The organism is Devosia soli (assembly GCF_000970455.1).
Lineage (GTDB): Bacteria > Pseudomonadota > Alphaproteobacteria > Rhizobiales > Devosiaceae > Devosia > Devosia soli.
Genome location: NZ_LAJG01000014.1, coordinates 337,537 through 353,189, shown reverse-complemented (window position 1 = coordinate 353,189; position 15,653 = coordinate 337,537). Strand labels below are relative to the sequence as shown.

13 protein-coding genes and 1 other RNA gene are annotated in these 15,653 nt (G+C 60.5%); 5 read left to right on the top strand and 9 right to left on the bottom strand.

Going from position 1 to position 15,653, the window contains the following annotated elements; genetic code table 11:
• Positions 1 to 57: 57 nt before the first annotated feature.
• Positions 58 to 1,875 carry an aminopeptidase P family protein gene (locus VW35_RS05795; protein WP_046142039.1) on the bottom strand — a complete coding sequence of 606 codons (1,818 nt, stop codon included), beginning with the start codon at positions 1,873 to 1,875 and terminating at the stop codon, positions 58 to 60.
• Between the two features lie 106 nt (positions 1,876 to 1,981).
• Here VW35_RS05795 and VW35_RS22135 point away from each other — a divergent pair, with 106 nt between their 5' ends.
• Together VW35_RS22135 and VW35_RS22130 are read left to right on the top strand one after the other, a co-directional pair.
• The gene (locus VW35_RS22135) at positions 1,982 to 2,116 is read left to right on the top strand and encodes a hypothetical protein (protein WP_280136757.1); all 135 of its coding nucleotides are present in this window, start codon (positions 1,982 to 1,984) and stop codon (positions 2,114 to 2,116) included.
• Between the two features lie 120 nt (positions 2,117 to 2,236).
• Positions 2,237 to 2,368 (top strand): hypothetical protein, encoded by a 132-nt coding sequence (locus VW35_RS22130; protein ID WP_280114011.1) that lies wholly within the window; start codon positions 2,237 to 2,239, stop codon positions 2,366 to 2,368.
• A 133-nt stretch (positions 2,369 to 2,501) separates the two neighbouring features.
• On the opposite strand, the gene VW35_RS05790 is transcribed toward VW35_RS22130, so the two are convergent.
• A complete protein-coding gene (locus tag VW35_RS05790) occupies positions 2,502 to 3,371 on the bottom strand; it encodes a 50S ribosomal protein L11 methyltransferase (RefSeq protein ID WP_052951526.1) in 870 nt (289 codons plus the stop codon).
• A gap of 120 nt (positions 3,372 to 3,491) precedes the next feature.
• Between VW35_RS05790 and VW35_RS05785 the strand changes: the two genes are divergently transcribed.
• On the top strand, positions 3,492 to 3,785 hold the full coding sequence (locus VW35_RS05785) for a putative quinol monooxygenase (protein WP_046142038.1): 294 nt from the start codon (positions 3,492 to 3,494) through the stop codon (positions 3,783 to 3,785).
• Here VW35_RS05785 and VW35_RS05780 read toward each other — a convergent pair whose 3' ends face one another.
• The 4 genes from VW35_RS05780 to VW35_RS05765 all read right to left on the bottom strand — a co-directional run bounded on the left by VW35_RS05780 (position 3,786) and on the right by VW35_RS05765 (position 8,321).
• Positions 3,786 to 4,922 carry a GGDEF domain-containing protein gene (locus VW35_RS05780; RefSeq protein WP_046142037.1) on the bottom strand — a complete coding sequence of 379 codons (1,137 nt, stop codon included), beginning with the start codon at positions 4,920 to 4,922 and terminating at the stop codon, positions 3,786 to 3,788.
• Positions 4,923 to 4,958: 36 nt separating this feature from the next.
• Positions 4,959 to 5,531: a hypothetical protein gene (locus VW35_RS05775; protein ID WP_152662496.1), complete on the bottom strand. Its 573-nt coding sequence runs from the start codon at positions 5,529 to 5,531 to the stop codon at positions 4,959 to 4,961.
• Between the two features lie 80 nt (positions 5,532 to 5,611).
• Positions 5,612 to 5,929, bottom strand: a complete 318-nt coding sequence (locus VW35_RS05770) for a heavy metal-binding domain-containing protein (RefSeq protein ID WP_046142533.1) — start codon at positions 5,927 to 5,929, stop codon at positions 5,612 to 5,614.
• Between the two features lie 58 nt (positions 5,930 to 5,987).
• Positions 5,988 to 8,321, bottom strand: coding sequence for an ATP-dependent helicase (locus VW35_RS05765; protein ID WP_046142035.1), 2,334 nt, complete (start codon positions 8,319 to 8,321; stop codon positions 5,988 to 5,990).
• Between the two features lie 193 nt (positions 8,322 to 8,514).
• On the opposite strand from VW35_RS05765, the gene VW35_RS05760 reads away from it, so the two are divergent.
• Together VW35_RS05760 and VW35_RS05755 are read left to right on the top strand one after the other, a co-directional pair.
• A complete protein-coding gene (locus tag VW35_RS05760; protein WP_046142034.1) occupies positions 8,515 to 10,689 on the top strand; it encodes an esterase-like activity of phytase family protein in 2,175 nt (724 codons plus the stop codon).
• 151 nt (positions 10,690 to 10,840) lie between these two features.
• Positions 10,841 to 14,458: an AsmA family protein gene (locus VW35_RS05755; protein WP_161796861.1), complete on the top strand. Its 3,618-nt coding sequence runs from the start codon at positions 10,841 to 10,843 to the stop codon at positions 14,456 to 14,458.
• Here VW35_RS05755 and VW35_RS05750 read toward each other — a convergent pair.
• The 3 genes from VW35_RS05750 to ssrA all read right to left on the bottom strand — a co-directional run bounded on the left by VW35_RS05750 (position 14,443) and on the right by ssrA (position 15,621).
• A complete protein-coding gene (locus VW35_RS05750) occupies positions 14,443 to 14,655 on the bottom strand; it encodes a ribbon-helix-helix domain-containing protein (RefSeq protein WP_046142032.1) in 213 nt (70 codons plus the stop codon). The two genes, VW35_RS05755 and VW35_RS05750, sit on opposite strands and share 16 nt — an antisense overlap.
• Positions 14,656 to 14,666: 11 nt before the next feature.
• On the bottom strand, positions 14,667 to 15,149 hold the full coding sequence (locus VW35_RS05745) for an SspB family protein (RefSeq protein WP_046142532.1): 483 nt from the start codon (positions 15,147 to 15,149) through the stop codon (positions 14,667 to 14,669).
• A gap of 115 nt (positions 15,150 to 15,264) precedes the next feature.
• Positions 15,265 to 15,621: a transfer-messenger RNA gene (gene ssrA / locus VW35_RS20915) on the bottom strand.
• Between the last annotated feature and the right edge of the window lie 32 nt (positions 15,622 to 15,653).

Sequence of the window (15,653 nt, the reverse complement as noted above, 5' to 3'; positions counted from 1 at the left end):
AACCCTCCCCGAAAGGGGAGAGTGCGCCAGATCGGGCCGTCGAACGAGCGCGTTCGCCTAGATCACTGCCGTTGCCCGATGCAGCCAGTCCTTGACCTCGCCGCTCACGCGTGGCCCGATCTCATCCCAGATGCGCTTGTGGAAAGCATTGAGCCAGGCGCGTTCGGCGTCGGATAGAAGTGTCATCTCGATCAGCCTGGTGTCGATGGGCGCCAGCGTCAGCGTCTCGAATTCGAGATAGCCCGGAAAGCCTTCCGCATCCCTGACTACCACCAGATTCTCGATGCGGATGCCATATTCGCCGGCCTTGTAATATCCGGGCTCGTTCGAGATCACGTTGCCCGCTTCGAGCGGCAGCGAATAGCGCGACGAAATGCCGATCGGACCTTCGTGGACGCCGAGATAGGCGCCGACACCGTGGCCGGTGCCATGGTTATAGGTTACGCCATCGGCCCAGAGAAATTGCCGCGCCAGAACGTCGATCTGTGCGCCGCTCGTGCCCCTGGGGAATCGCGCCATCGAGATGGCGATCATCCCCTTCAAAACGCGCGTATACCGGTCCTTCTGCTCGGCGCTCGCTTTGCCCGTCCAGAGCGTGCGGGTAATATCCGTGGTGCCGCTCAGATATTGCGCCCCGCTATCGACCAGCATCAGTTCGCCAGGATTGAGCCGGCGGTCGGTTTTGGTCGAGACGCGATAGTGGACGATGGCACCATTGGGTCCGGCTCCGGAAATCGTATCGAAACTGGCGTCGACGCAGCTTTCGTCTTCCCGGCGGAAGGCTTCGAGTGCCGTGACGATGCCGATCTCCGTCAGTTCGCCCTTGGGGGCTTCGCCGTCGAACCAGTGGAGGAACTTCGCCAGCGCCACGCCATCAAGGCGATGGGCCTCCCGCATGCCTGCGAGCTCGGCCTCGTTCTTGCGCGACTTTGGCAGTAGAACGGGGTCGCGCTTTTCGATCAGCTTGGCCCCGGAATTGCCCAGGAGATCGACGATCGCCGTCGGCGCCGAAGCCGGGTCGACCAGCACCGCCTTTTCGCTCTTGCCGAGCTTTTCGAGCGTCTTGGTCAGCTTCTTCGTGGCTTCGATGCTCGCAATGCCGTCGAGCGCCCTGGTCAGCTCCGGCGTCACCTTGGCAGGATCGAGAAACAGCGTCGGTTCGCCTTTTTTCGGCACCATGGCAAACCCGAGCACGAATGGCGTGTTCGGCACGTCGCGCCCACGAATGTTGAACAGCCAGCAAATGGATTCGGGCAGCGTGAATACCGCCGCATCGGCACCGTCATCGGCGAGCGTCGCCTGAAGGTCTGCAATCTTATCGGCCGCAGTCTTGCCAGCGCGGTTATGTCCAAGAATTTCGATGGCGCTGACGGGTGGCGCGGGGCGATCGTGCCAGATCGAGTCGATCAGGTTGTCGTGCGAGATGAGCTTGGCGTAGCCCTTGAGCTTTTCAGCAAGGTCGCGCACTTCGCCCGGCGTGTGCAGCCAAGGATCATAGGCGACCACCGCGTCTTTCTTGACGTATCGCCGGGCGTCGATGGAAAGGCTCGTGACCTCGTGTACCTCGACCAGCGCAGTGTCGGTCTGGGCCGGCGCCTGCAGCGTGTAGCGGCTATCAACGAAGAGATGCGCGTCCTTGAGGCCGATCAGGGCTAAACCTGCCGAGCCGGTAAAACCCGTCACATAAGCCAGTCGCGCTTCGCTCACCGGTACGGATTCGCCGCGATGGGCGTCAGCGCGGGGCACGAGGAAATAGTCGACACCTGCCGCCTTCATGGCCTTGCGCAACGCGGCAAGCCGCGGCGCGACATTGGTTGGGTCGCTTTTTTCTTCGAAGCTTTGAAATTGGGCAGGAGGGAAGGGGGATGGGGTCATGGTCTTGTCCAGATAACTGCGCCGCCGTCATGGCTGGCCTGTCAGTCTGGCGGTGGTATCCGCTCTCCCGGACCCTATCTTATCGGAGACGATCAGGAGACGAAAAATGAGCAACAAGAGCAATTTCTTCCGGCGTGCGCTCACGGCCCTCATCGATGGCCGCACTCGCCAGGCCGAACGCTATATCGCCCAGTATTGGCGCGAAGATGCCTCTTCTGAAACTAAGGTGAACGAGCGTTAACCGCGCTTTGCATGACCGGCATGGCTGGTTTGTCTCTAGGCCTCTAACGCAAGGCTGCGGAATTGGATAAAAAGCTAATCAGACGCTAGGCAACAGACCTCGCGTCGCATGGAGTGAAAGATGACTGAGAGCAAGAACGGTTTCCGCAACGCACTGGGTGGTCTGATTGACGCTCGTGGTCGCGAAGCGTCCCGCCAGGTCAGCTACCGCATGCAGCATCAGCTGATCGGCGCGGTCACCAAGCGCCCCTAAGCGGCAGCTAGTCACCAACGACGATCTAAACGATCCCCGAAGCCTGCTTCGGGGATTTTGTTTTTCCCGATTATCGGATCCGCAGCCGAAAGACCGCTATCGGCTTCTCGATGCTAACGGAGTGCTACCCGATCTAGCGCTTTTCCAGCACCAGCGTCGTCCAATCCTTGCGCTTCAGGTGATCGACCAGCCGGAACCCAGCAAGCTCGTAGGCTGCAATAACGCCATCAGCCTGGGTGTTGAGAATCCCCGACAGAATCGCCGTTCCACCCGACTGCGCAATGCCGCCCATGCCCGGCGCCAGTTCGGTCAACGGACCGGCGAGAATATTGGCGATGATCAGGTCATAGGGCAGGCGGGCAGCGATTTCGCTATGGTCGAGACCAGTCGCTTCGATGGCGTCTATATTGTCCGCGACGCCATTTTCGCGAGCATTTTCAATGGTCGTCATTACCGCGATCGGGTCGATATCGGTCGCCAGGATCTTTCCGCCGATGCGCTTGGCGACGGCAATGGCGAGGACACCAGTCCCCGTGCCGACATCGATAACCCGCTGCGGCGTAGTCGAGGCAAGCAGCATTTCGATGGCTTCGAGACAACCCGTGGTGGTCTCATGGTGTCCTGTGCCAAAGGCTTGCGCTGCATCGATTTTCATCGGCGTCAGCCCGGCCGGGATGGGTCCCGTCTCATGGCTTCCATAAACGTAGAAACCGCCCGCCGTTACCGGCGCCAGACCTTCAAGAGACTTTGCCACCCAGTTGATCTCTGGGTCGATCGGTTCGACCGAAAATTCGACAGCACCGCCAAGAACTTGCTGCGCAAGAGCGTTGAAAGCCTCGACATCGGGCGGACGATCGCAAGTGGCCTCGAACACCCATTCACCAGTCTCTTCGATCTCGTGCGCCGACGCCGTCAGTGCCAGATCGTCCCGCTCCATCACCGCGTCGACCAGCGCATAGGCCTGTTCCTTGGTGAGCGTGACGGAGAGCTGGTCGACTGACATGGCGGTGGGTCCCGAATGATTTCGCCCTAGTTGGGCCAGCCCGTATGCCAAGTCAATGGCGATTGCACTTGACTTTTCAAGTCATTCCGTTCACTTTATGTTCCCTATGGAGGCGGACGCATGCATGGTCTTATTGGTCGAATGTTGGCGGCGGATGGCAAGCGCGAGGAGCTGATGGCCGTTATGCTAGCCGGAATTGGGCCAATGCCGGGCTGTTTGAGCTATGTCATTGCCCGCGATCCAGCTAGCGACAATGGCATCTGGATTACTGAAGTCTGGAGCGATAGCTCCGCCCATCAGGCCTCGCTCGATCTGCCCCACGTCAAGGAAACTATTGCCAAGGCACGGCCGATGATCGCCGGCTTTGCCGAGCGATTCGAGACCGAGCCCGAAGGTGGTATCGGTCTTGGCTGATCATGCGCGGCGACGCGTTTCGGGCGATATGCCGTCGACGACCACGCGATTGCGGCCATTGTTTTTCGCAAGATAAAGCCGCTGATCGGCCAGCGAAAAGATTCCGTCCCAATCGATTTCGCTGCCCGCAGGCCGCATGGCCATGCCGAAGCTCGCCGTGACTGAGAGGCCGGTCGCGGTTTGGACAGGCGTTTCGGCCAGCAGGAGCCTTATGCGTTCGAGCCGTCCGAAGGCTGTTGTTTCGTCCATGTGACGGAGGATGATTACGAATTCCTCGCCGCCGATGCGCGCAAGGAAATCGCCGCTTTGAAGCGTACTTTCGACGAGGCGCGCTACGCCGGCCAGCACTTCGTCGCCCACAGCGTGGCCATGTGTATCGTTGACGAGCTTGAAGTGATCGATATCGAACAGCGCCACAGCGAGCGTTTCCCCGATCCGGTCGGCGCGCCGGAACACGGCGTCGATTCTGGTCAGGAGGGCCCGGCGATTGAGCAGACCGGTCAGCGTGTCGGTCTCTGCAAGCCGGCGCAAACGTCGATTGAGCCGGCGCTGCTCTTCCTCAAGAGCGCGCTTGGCGCCGATATGATCGCGCAAAATCGCAAGCCCGGCAAAGATGTCGTCGACCTCTTGGGCCATGGCGGGGACAGGCCGAGGCGTGTCGTTATTGCCATTTGCCAGTGCGAGCACGTCGCTATGAAGGCGCATAAGGGGCGAAAACAGAGCCCGGCTGAAAAACACGGCGACAACGACGAGAACAGCTAGAATGCCGAGAGTAAGCGCCGCGGAATTCACTAACGATCCCAGAGCCTTGGCTGCATCTCGTTCGAGAGTCCGGATCGATTGGGTCACGATGGCGGTACGCAGTTGCTCGGAGCTTTGCAGATAGGGAACGAACTCCGCGGCTAGATCGGACGCTGACAGGGAATTTTTCGCGCCATGCTCGTCGACCGCCCAATGGAGAAGAGCCAGGCCGTTTTCGAAGAAGTCGCGGCGCACATCGGCGAGCAGGGCGGTGATTTCAGGATTAGGCAGCAGCTTATCGGCCATGCCGACGCTGTTGGACCAGAGCGTGCGAAGGATGCCTTCGGCGCTGCGCATGCGGGCCATATAGGCTTGGTCGCGTTCCGGAGGTGCCACGAGGACCCCGACTGCATAGGAGCCGACCCGGCCTTCCTAATCGCGCACTGCGCTTGCGCTGTTGGCAAGAAACACTTCGCCTGCGAGTTGCGGTGTCTCTTCGATGATGTGTCCGCCGATGAGATCTCGCAGTTCGCCGGCCCGGTCGGCCGCGGCAAACATGGCCATTATCGCTTCGCCAATGATGAGGGCCTGCCGATTTTCAGATGGCGTCATGATCGCGATGTCGACCTTTGCCCGCCCTGCGGCGAGGCTTTCGCGCAGCACGGTCAGGGCGTTGACGCCGTCATTGCGCTCGAGATCGCCGTCAAAACGCAACGCCACGGCATCGAGAGCCAGATTGGTCTGAGCGCGCTTCGTCTCTAGCGCTGCCCGAAGTTCGGACGCTTCCGCGTCGCTGGCCCCCATCGCAGAATTAGAAGGACCGCGCTCGGCGCTCACCGCATTGACGGCATCGAGCAGCACGACGAAGCGCTCAAGTTCGGCAATGCCCTGGCGATGTCGCTGATGATCGGCGAAGTTGCCGAGGATGGAGGCACCGCCGAGCAGAATGCAGCCGATAGCTGCCGCGGCGATGCCGAGCCATTGCAAGTGCTGTATTCTGAACACTGGTCCCTCGCGCATTTGCACCACAATGCACAGGGGGCTCTGACAAGCGATGAACGCGCTTGGTTAACAGTCTGAAATATCTACACTCTTACAGCTGTACCAGAGATGGAGACCATCAGCATGGAACCGTTCTGACCGACCACTTCATAGTCGATGTCGACCCCGACGACGGCGTTACCGCCGAGACGTTTGGCCTCGGCCTCGATCTCGCGGAATGCCTCGTGCCGGGCATCGCGCAGGGTCGATTCATAGGCGCCGGATCGGCCGCCGACGATGTCGCGGATGCCGGCAAACAGATCCTTGAAAATATTGGCGCCGACGATAACCTCGCCGGTGACGACCCCGAGATATTCGCGGATCGGCTGGCCTTCGAGCGTCGGTGTGGTCGAAATGATCATGCGGTCCTCCATCTGAATTGCTGTCAGATGGGGAAGGGCGCCCCGGCCTGCAATGGCCTCAGCTTTTTTGCACGAAGCTTTCGAGCACCTTCTTCATCCCGGCTTTTTCAAAGTCGATGGTGAGCTTGTTGCCCTCGACATTCTTCACGTCGCCATAGCCGAACTTGAGATGAAACACCCGCTCGCCGACCGCATAACCGCTCGACTGGCCACCCAGATCGACCGACCGCGCTACGAGTTCCCCCTCGATCGTCATTGGCCCGCCGCCCTTGCGATTGGCCTGATTTGCCCGCGCTCGTTGCCAGCCCGGCGTCTCATAAAGGCTCTCAAAGGGATCAGCCTTATTGAAGCGCGACGTCGCCCCACCGCCATAGCCGTATCCGCCATAAGCTGAGCCCCGATCAGTGACGGTGACCGCATCGGGCGGCAGTTCATCGACAAAGCGCGAGGGCATGGCCGATTGCCACAGCCCATGGATCCGCCGGTTCTGCGCTGCGGAAATCCGCACCCGCTTGCGGCCGCGGGTAATGCCGACATAGGCCAGCCGCCGCTCTTCCTCGAGTCCGGCGCGGCCATTTTCGTCCATCGAGCGTTGGCTCGGAAACGTGCCTTCTTCCCAGCCGGTCAAGAAAACCGTGTTGAATTCCAGCCCCTTGGCCGAGTGCAGCGTCATGATGGTGACGGCGTCGCTCGCCTCGGCGCTGTCCCGGTCCATGACGAGGGAGATGTGTTCAAGAAAGCCGCCAAGGCTTTCGAACTCTTCCATCGAGCGGCTGAGTTCCTTGAGGTTTTCCTTGCGCCCCTGCGATTCCGCCGATTTGTCGGCCGCCAGCATATCCATATAGCCGCTCTCTTCGAGGATTTGCTCGACGAGCTGATAGGGAGCGAGGTTTTCCGAGCGATAGGCCCAGTTGTCGAATTGGTCCACCAGCCCCCGCAGCGTCGTCCGCTGCTTGGGTTTCAGTTCCTCGGTCTCGATCAGCATGCGCGTTGCCGACAGCAGCGGCACGTTCTGGTGCCGCGCTGTTTCCAACAGCGTCTTCACCGTGGAATCGCCAAGTCCGCGTTTTGGCACATTGATGATCCGCTCAAATGCCAGATCATCGGCCGGCTGCGCGACGAGACGCAGATAGGCGAGCGCATCGCGGATTTCCTTGCGCTCATAAAAGCGCGGTCCGCCGACGACTCGATAGTTCAGCCCGAGCGTGATGAACCGCTCTTCAAGCTCACGCATCTGGAACGAGGCGCGCACCAGGATCGCCATGGAATTAAGCGGTTCGCCGGCCCGCTGATACTGCTCGATCTCTTCGCCAACCGTCCGCGCTTCCTCTTCGGAATCATAGACTTGCGTGAACGAAATCGGTTCGCCCGCTTCGGCAATATCGGTGTGGAGCGTTTTGCCGAGCCGGTCTTCGTTGAAGGCGATCAGGGTCGACGCAGCCTTGAGGATATTGGCCGTCGAGCGGTAATTGCGCTCGAGTTTTATGACCTTGGCGCCGGGAAAATCCTTCTCGAAGCGGAGGATGTTGTCCACCTCCGCCCCGCGCCAGCCATAGATCGATTGGTCATCGTCCCCGACAACGCAGATATTGGCTTCCGGTGCCGGCTTCCCCTGCGCCAGCAACCGCAGCCAGAGGTATTGGGCCGTGTTGCTGTCTTGGTACTCGTCCACCAGCATGTATTTGAACTTGCGGTGATATTCGGCGAGCACTTCCGGATTTTCGCGGAACAGCCGGATGCATTCGAGCAGCAGATCGCCAAAATCGGTGGCGTTCAGCGTCTTCAGCCGGGCCTGATAATCGTAATAGAGCTGTCCGCCCTTGCCATTGGCGAAGTATCCGCTTTCCGAAGCCGGCACGTCCTTGGGCAGCCAGCCGCGGTTTTTCCAGCCGTCGAGCATGTTGGCAAACTGCCGCGCGGGCCAACGCTTTTCGTCGATATTGTCCGCCGCCAGAAGTTGCTTGATAAGCCGGATCTGGTCGTCGGTATCGAGAATAGTGAATTGCGGTTTCAGATCGACCAGTTCGGCATGGCTGCGCAAGATGCGCGCCGAAACAGAGTGAAAGGTCCCCATCCACGGCAGGCCCTCGAAATTGGGCACAAATTCATGGATGCGCTTCTTCATCTCGCTGGCGGCCTTATTGGTGAAGGTCACCGCGAGGATCTGGCTGCCCCAAGCCATCCGCTGGTTGAGAATATGCGCAATGCGCGTCGTCAGCACGCGTGTCTTGCCCGTGCCTGCCCCAGCCAGCACCAGCAGCGGACCCTCGGTCGTCATTACCGCGTCTTTCTGTTCGGGGTTCAGCCCGCGCAGATAATCCGGCGCTTGCCGGTTCAATTGACTGGTGATCGGCCCGCCGGCGGGGCGGGGCAGAGGGGCGGGTTCGACCATGGGCAAATCTTTCAGACCGTCGCAGGGGGCAGCGCGGCGAGCTTGACGAATCTCATTTTGTTCTCGTCGCAATATAGGGATGCGAGGCGCCTATGTATAGAAGCCGGGATCGTCACCCAAACGTCACAAGCCCGTCATGGCTTTGTTTTGCGCCGACCATAAGCGGAGCGGGCATCTTATAGGGGACCCGCAAATGCATGCTTCCAAGCATCTTGGCGCGCTGACCGCAGCGCTGCTGCTTTCGACAGCCGGCGCGCACGCCGCCGAATACTTCAATCGTGTTTCGAGCTTCCCAGTGGCGCTCAATGCGCCCGAAGCCGAAGCCACCTCGGCCGAAATCATCACCGCCACTGACGATGGCATGACGCTGATCTATTCCGATAGCCCCAATGGCGGCATCGGCTTTGTCGATATCACCGACGCCAAGGCGCCGAAGCAGGCCGGCTATATGGACATGGGCGGCGAACCGACCTCGGTCACCGTTATCGGCGGCAAGGCTTACGTGGCCGTCAACACGTCGGAATCCTTCACTGAACCGTCGGGCAAGCTTGTTGTCGTCGACATCGCCGGCCAGTCCGTCGATGGTGAATTCGATCTCGGCGGCCAGCCGGATTCCATCGCCCACAACAGGGACAACACCATCCTTGCCATCGCCATCGAAAACGAGCGCGATGAAGACGTGAACGACGGCGCTATCCCGCAGGCTCCCTCGGGCTACCTGACCCTCGTCACTCTCGAAAATGGCGCTGTCACCGAAGCCGGTATCAAGAAGGTCGAACTGACCGGCCTTTCCAAGATCGCTCCGGAAGATGCCGAGGCCGAATTCGTCTCGTTCAACGACAATGACGAAGTCGCCGTCACCATGCAGGAAAACAATTACGTCGTGATCGTCGACGCCAAGACGGCCACCGTCACTGGCGGCTTCGAAGCGGGCGAAACCGGTGTTGCCGGCGTCGATACCAAGAATGATGGCAACATCGATTTCTCGGCCGACCTCAAGGTCGTTCCCCGGGAGCCCGATGCTGTCAAATGGCTCGACAATGATCGCCTGATCATTGCCAATGAGGGCGATTGGAACGGCGGCTCGCGCGGCTTCACCATCTTCAATCGCGATGGTTCGATCGCCTTCGACTCTGGCAATGCGCTCGACGTCAATGCCGCCCAGATGGGCCACTATCCAGATTTCCGCAACAAGAAGGGCGTCGAGCCTGAAGGCCTCGAAGTCGCAAACTTCGACGAAGCCAAATACATCTTCATCGCCGAAGAACGCTCTTCGCTGATCGCGATCTACAAGGACACTGGCGCCGAGCCTGAATTCGTCCAGTCCGTCCCCTCGGGCATTTCGCCCGAAGGCCTCGTCGCTATTCCGGAGCGTAATCTCCTCGCGACTGCCAACGAAGCCGATCTGCGTGAAGATGGTCTCGCCGGCTCGCATGTTATGATCTATGAGCTCGGCGAAGGCGACTCCGCCTATCCGCAGCTCATCTCCGATCTCGACGCAGACGGTCATCCGATCGGCTGGGCCGCCATTTCCGGCGCCGTTGCCGATGCTGAAAAGCCCGACATTCTCTATGCCGTCAGCGACAGCGTGCTCTATGGCGAACCGGCGATCTACGAAATCGACGCGACCGCCCAGCCGGCCCGCATCGTCAAGAAGACCGTTATCACCCGCAAGGGCGAAACGGCCCAGAAGCTCGATCTCGAAGGCATCACGCTCGATGGCGAAGGCGGTTTCTGGCTCGCCAATGAAGGCGATAGCGACAAGCTCGTGCCGCACGCTCTGATCCATGTCGATGCCGAAGGCGCCATCCAGGCCGAAGTCGGTTTCCCCGTCGATGTCCTCGCCGGCCAGAAGCGCTTTGGCGCCGAGGGCGTCGCAGCGATCGGTTCGGGCGAAGACCTGATCCTCTGGGTCGCGGTCCAGCGTGAATGGGGCCACGACGAAAAGGGCTTCGTGAAGCTCCTGTCATACACCCCGGCCACTAAGGAATGGGCTGCCGTCCGTTATCCGCTCGAAGCCGCGCCGGAAGGCGGCTGGGTTGGCCTCAGCGAAATCACCGTCCACGGCGACTATGCCTATGTGGTCGAACGCGACAACCAGATCGCCGACAAGGCTGGTCTCAAGGCCATCTACCGCGTGCCGGTTGCCGACCTCAAGGGCGCCGAACTCGGCGGCGAACTGCCTGTCGTCACCAAGGAGCTGGTCCGCGACCTGATCCCCGACCTTGCCGCCAACAATGGCTATGTCGTCGATAAGGTCGAAAGCTTTGCCATCGACTCGACCGGCAAGGGCTTTGTCATCACCGACAATGACGGCACCGACGACTCATCGGGCGAAACCTTCTTCTGGTCCATCGACCTCGAATAGCTTTTGCGTGAGCGATTGCTGCGGCCGGGCGAAAGCCCGGCCGTTGCCGTTTTAGCGTCGGAATCTCTTGCTGAATTTGGCTTAGGCGCACTTGCGCGAGGGCGGCAAGTGCCTACACTTCGCCCAAGACTCTGACAGGCAGTTGGCAAGCGTGCTCAATCGCATCTACATCGTTGTCGGCCTGATTGCTATCGCGGCGTTGGCTGCGGCGTTTATCGTTCCGCGTTTTATCCAGTGGGGTGATTATCGCGATCGCATGGAAGTGCTGGCCGAAGGCGTGTTCGGTACGGATGTGACCATCCGGGGAGGCATCGACTTTGCCCTGCTGCCCGAGCCGAGGCTGTCCTTCACAGACGTTGTTGTCGGCCCGCCCGATGCCCCTGCGGCCACCGTTGGCGGCATTGAAGCGCGCTTCATGCTGATGGACTTCCTGCGCGATCAATACAACCTTTCGGCTCTGGTGCTGAAGTCGCCATCGATCGCATTAGCGCTCGACGAAAACGGCCTTCTCGTCAGCGATCTTGACCTTTCCGGCGCAGGCAATGGCGTCGCGCTCGATCAGGCGCGGATCGAGAATGGCGAGATCTCTCTGACCGATCGGCGGGCCGGAAAAACCTATGATCTGACCGACATCAATGGCGACGTGCGTCTCGGCAGTTTTTCCGGGCCATTCCAGTTTCAGGGCAACGTCGTCTATGGCGGCACGCCAATCGGCATCCGCGTCAACAGTGGGGTGCTCGACGAAAACGGTATCTCCCGGCTTTCTGCTTTCATCACTGAGACGAATGGTTCGACATCGCTGACTCTCGACGGGTCGCTGACTGCAGGATTGGCGCCGAAGTTCGACGGCAACATGGTGCTCCGCCAGTCGCCGCCTGTGGCGACCGAGGCGGACCAGATCCGCGGCAATCTCGTGCTCGAAAGCAAGGTCACCGCATCGACGGACCGGATCGTTCTCAATGGCTATACGCTGCTGCCTGACGAGAACCGCGCCGGTGTGCGCCTCACGGGTGCTGCAAGCGTTCAGCTGGGTGCACGCAATAGCTTCGAAGCAGTCGTTTCCGGTGGGGTTTTCACCCTGCCGCCCCGCGACGCCGAAGAAGTTGCGAGTCAGATGCCATACGAATTGGTGCGGCTGCTCGGCGAACTGCCGGCGCCACCTCTGCCACCCATCCCAGGCGAAATCGGTGTCGACCTGGCTGAAATTGGCCTACGCGGTGCCGCGCTGCGGAATGTGCGTGTGGATGCCACGACCGATGGCAAGACTTGGATTGTCAGTCGCGGCGGAGCGGAACTGCCTGGCAACACCGCGATCAATCTATCCGGTACCCTGCGTAATGAGGATGGTCGGGTCGGCTTTACCGGCAACCTTGAAATGTCGACCAACCGTCTCGACGCGTTGAGCCAGCTCTGGCGCAAGGCGGACGACAACACGCCGCTCTTCAACGTGCCCGCGACACTCTCTGGTCAGGTTCTGCTCGCAGGAGACGCACTTGGCTTCAATCACGGCTTGCTCGGGCTTAACGGAAAGACCCATGCCCTTGAGGTTCGCCTGGGATTCGGCAGCGAACCAAGGCTCGATCTTGTCGGTAGGTTCGACGATCTCGGCCCTGGCGACAGTGCGATCCTCGCCGCCATGTTGCCGGACCCCGGGACTGACGCAGCTTTCGGCGTCAGTTTTCCCGAGGGCAGTTTCTCGCTCACTAGCCAGAAGATCAGGCTTCTTGGCCTCGACGCCGCTGATCTTCAGGCCGAAGGCAGCTGGTCGGGCGCGGGCATGACCTTTTCCCGCCTCGTCAGCAGCGATTGGGGTGGCCTCAGCATAGACGCGCAGGGGACTTTCGGCGGTACGCTCACGGCGCCGGTCTTGTCCGGCTCCGGTCGCGTTTCGGTCAAAGATGGGTCGGCTGCCGCCTTACCGGCGCTTTACGAATTTCTCGGGGTGCCTCAGGGATGGCGCGACGGCATCAATCGATCTACGCCGGCTGCGCTCGACGTCAGTCTCGCATCTGGCGATGAGCCTGGCTCGCAACGCTTGACGCTCAATGGCGATGCGGGCGTCGCCAAGCTCGATATGTCTCTCGACCTTACCCGGGGTCTTGCCGGTATCGCCAGCAGCCAGGCCAAGGTCGTTGCTTCGCTAGAGGCCGAGGACGGGGCAGGATTGATGGGACAGCTCGGCCTCGCCGAAACGCCACTTTTTGCCGGAGACGGGGAGGCTTTCCTTAGCCTTTTCGCGGAAGGCGATCCGGCGGCGGGCTTTAATGCGCGATTGTCGCTGAGCCAGGGCGAAGAGCTTGTTGCCTACGCCGGCGAAGTGTCGGTCATGGATGGCGGTGTCGTTGCCGGAACCGGGACAGTCGATGTTGACCTCGAGGATGGCGCCGGGCTCGCTGCTATGGTCGGCGGTGGGGGCATCGGTCTCGGTAAGTTTTCAGCTAGTGCTGGTGTCGAATTCTATGGCGCTCAATCCATGTCCATAACGGGCATCACCGGCGACAGCGATGGATCGGCGTTCTCCGGCGATCTGTCGATCGAGCAGGTCGCGCAGCGTCCCAGTATCGAAGGCTCCCTTGCCTTCGACAGCCTTCCGGCGGAAAGTCTCGCCGGAGTGCTCTTCTCCAATGCAGGGCTGTTGCAGGGGGATGGCGTCTGGCCGGTCGGTCCGTTGGCTGTGACGACGACCCAGCGCCCCACGCGCGGCACGATCTGGGCGACTGCAAGTGAACTGGTGTCGGGTGACACGCGTCTGACTGGTGCGAGCTTCAAGGTCGAATGGGACCAGCAGAACCTGCAGCTCGCCGATCTAAAGGGCACTATTGGTGGCGGCTTGCTGTCGGCGACCTTCGGCGAATGCTGCGCGGGTCCGTTGACCGATCGAACCGTGACGGGCCGGATGTCGCTTGAAAGTGTCGACTTGAAGGCATTGGCTCCAGCGGCAACAACGCAGGGCCTGGCAGGCCTCCTCACTGGCAGCGTCGCCTTTGAAGGGACTGGCGCAAGCCTGGAAGAAGTAGCCGGCAGCCTGGCTGGCGAGGGGAATCTTTCGCTAACCAATCTGGCCGTCGATCGCCTCAGCCCAGGCGTCTATCCCGCCGTGGCCGGCCTCACCGACGTTCTCAATATTGACGAGGATGCGCTGACCATTCTCGTCGACCAGGCCCTGGGCCGCGGCGCATTCGAAGCGCCCACGGCTAGCGGTGCTTTCACCATTGCCGGCGGCACGGTGCGCCTTGCCAATTTCATCATCGAAGGGACCGGCGCACGTCTTGCTGGCGGGCTCAACTTGACACTACCGTCCCTAGGTCTTGACGGCAGTTTCGTCCTGACGCCCTTCAATTACCAAGACGAGAGCGGACTGATCGAGCCTGATTCTGCACGCATCGTCGCGCGAATTACCGGTACGCTTGCGGCGCCGGAAACGTCGATCGATCTGACAGAAATGGTCGCTGCCATCCAGGTGCGTGCCAATGAACTCGAAGTCGATCGGCTCGAAGCCTTGCGGCTTGAAAACGAAGCTCGGCAGCGCGAAGCCGCCGAAGAGCGCAATCGTCTCGTCGAAGAACAGCGGCGAAAGGCCGCCGAGGAAGCCGCCGCACGCGCTGCAGCAGAGGAAGCCGCGCGCCAGCAGGAAATCGAGCAGCAACAACAGCAAGCTGCGCCGCCATTCGAGGTGACGCCAGACGATGCGCCGATTACAGGGCCGCTTGATCTTACTTTGCAGCCCAATGTCTTCCAGGGGCCGCCAGTCAATCAGCCGATACGCTGATCGCGATAAAACGCGAGGACGAAAAGCCGCAAGGCCGACGAGAGGTTTTGGACGGTCCGGGTCTCGTCGATTTCGCGCACTAAAGATGCAAGGCTCAGTCTTCGCTCGGCGGCGATAGCCTCCAGCCCGGCCCAAAATTCTGGTTCGAGCGCGATCGAGGTGCGATGGCCGGCGATGGAGAGGCTTCGCTTCTGCATCGCCTCAAAAATCAGGGCTTTTTGCGGAACGCGTCGAGGCTGACGACCTTTTCGCCACTTTGTTCGCCGCTTTCGCCCTTTTCAGCGCGTTCGGCATCCGCATCCGCCTCGTCTTCCGAGCCGTCATCGCGCGCAGCGGTAGCGGGGTCGAATTGCAGGCCAAACTGCACGGAAGGGTCGAAAAAGCCTTTAATCGCCGAAAAGGGGATAACCAGCGTCTCCGGCACGCCATCGAAGCTAAGCCCGACCTCGAACCCGGTCTCGTTGACCTTCAGGTCCCAATACTGGTTTTGCAGCACGATCGTCATTTCCTTGTCGTACTGAGTCAGCAGCTTCTCGCTGAGACGTACGCCAGGGGCGCGGGTAGCGAAGGAAATGAAGAAGTGATGCTCGCCGGGCAGGCCGGTGCGCGAAACTTCGGCCAGAACTTTGCGCACGACGCCGCGCAGGGCTTCCTGGGCGAGAATGTCATAGCGCAGATGATCTTCGGCCATTTTGATCCCTTGGTGGTCATGCAGTCGGATAGAATCCGGATCGGCCCATATCAGCCTCACGTTCCCGAACATTTCAAGGACAAAGGCGACGGAAAGCAGGCACGAAACGGGGAAAAGTGCAGGCTTCTGTTGCCAGGTGCCTGCGAACCCCGCCTGTCGCCCGGCTAGGAGCGGAGGACTTTAATTCCCAGTGCTAGCACCGCTTACGCGGCGAGAGCGACCGGAGCCTTATGGTTGTCATTGGCAACTATAAGTTTTAGCCCGATAACGGCGGTACCATGCCGAGCGAAAGCACACTCTTTACGCCCTCGTCGATCCTGTTTCGTCCCCATTGGCTCCTCTCAAGGAGGGGAGATGGTGGAGACGCCGGGTACTGCCCCCGGGTCCGATGGGTTTATTACAATGACAGTTTATCGCCATAGCCCTTGCGGGCAGTCCCTATATAGGTGAGCCGTTTGGCCGATGCAAACGTTGAGGACGCATTCCTTTATTTTGTTCGTTACG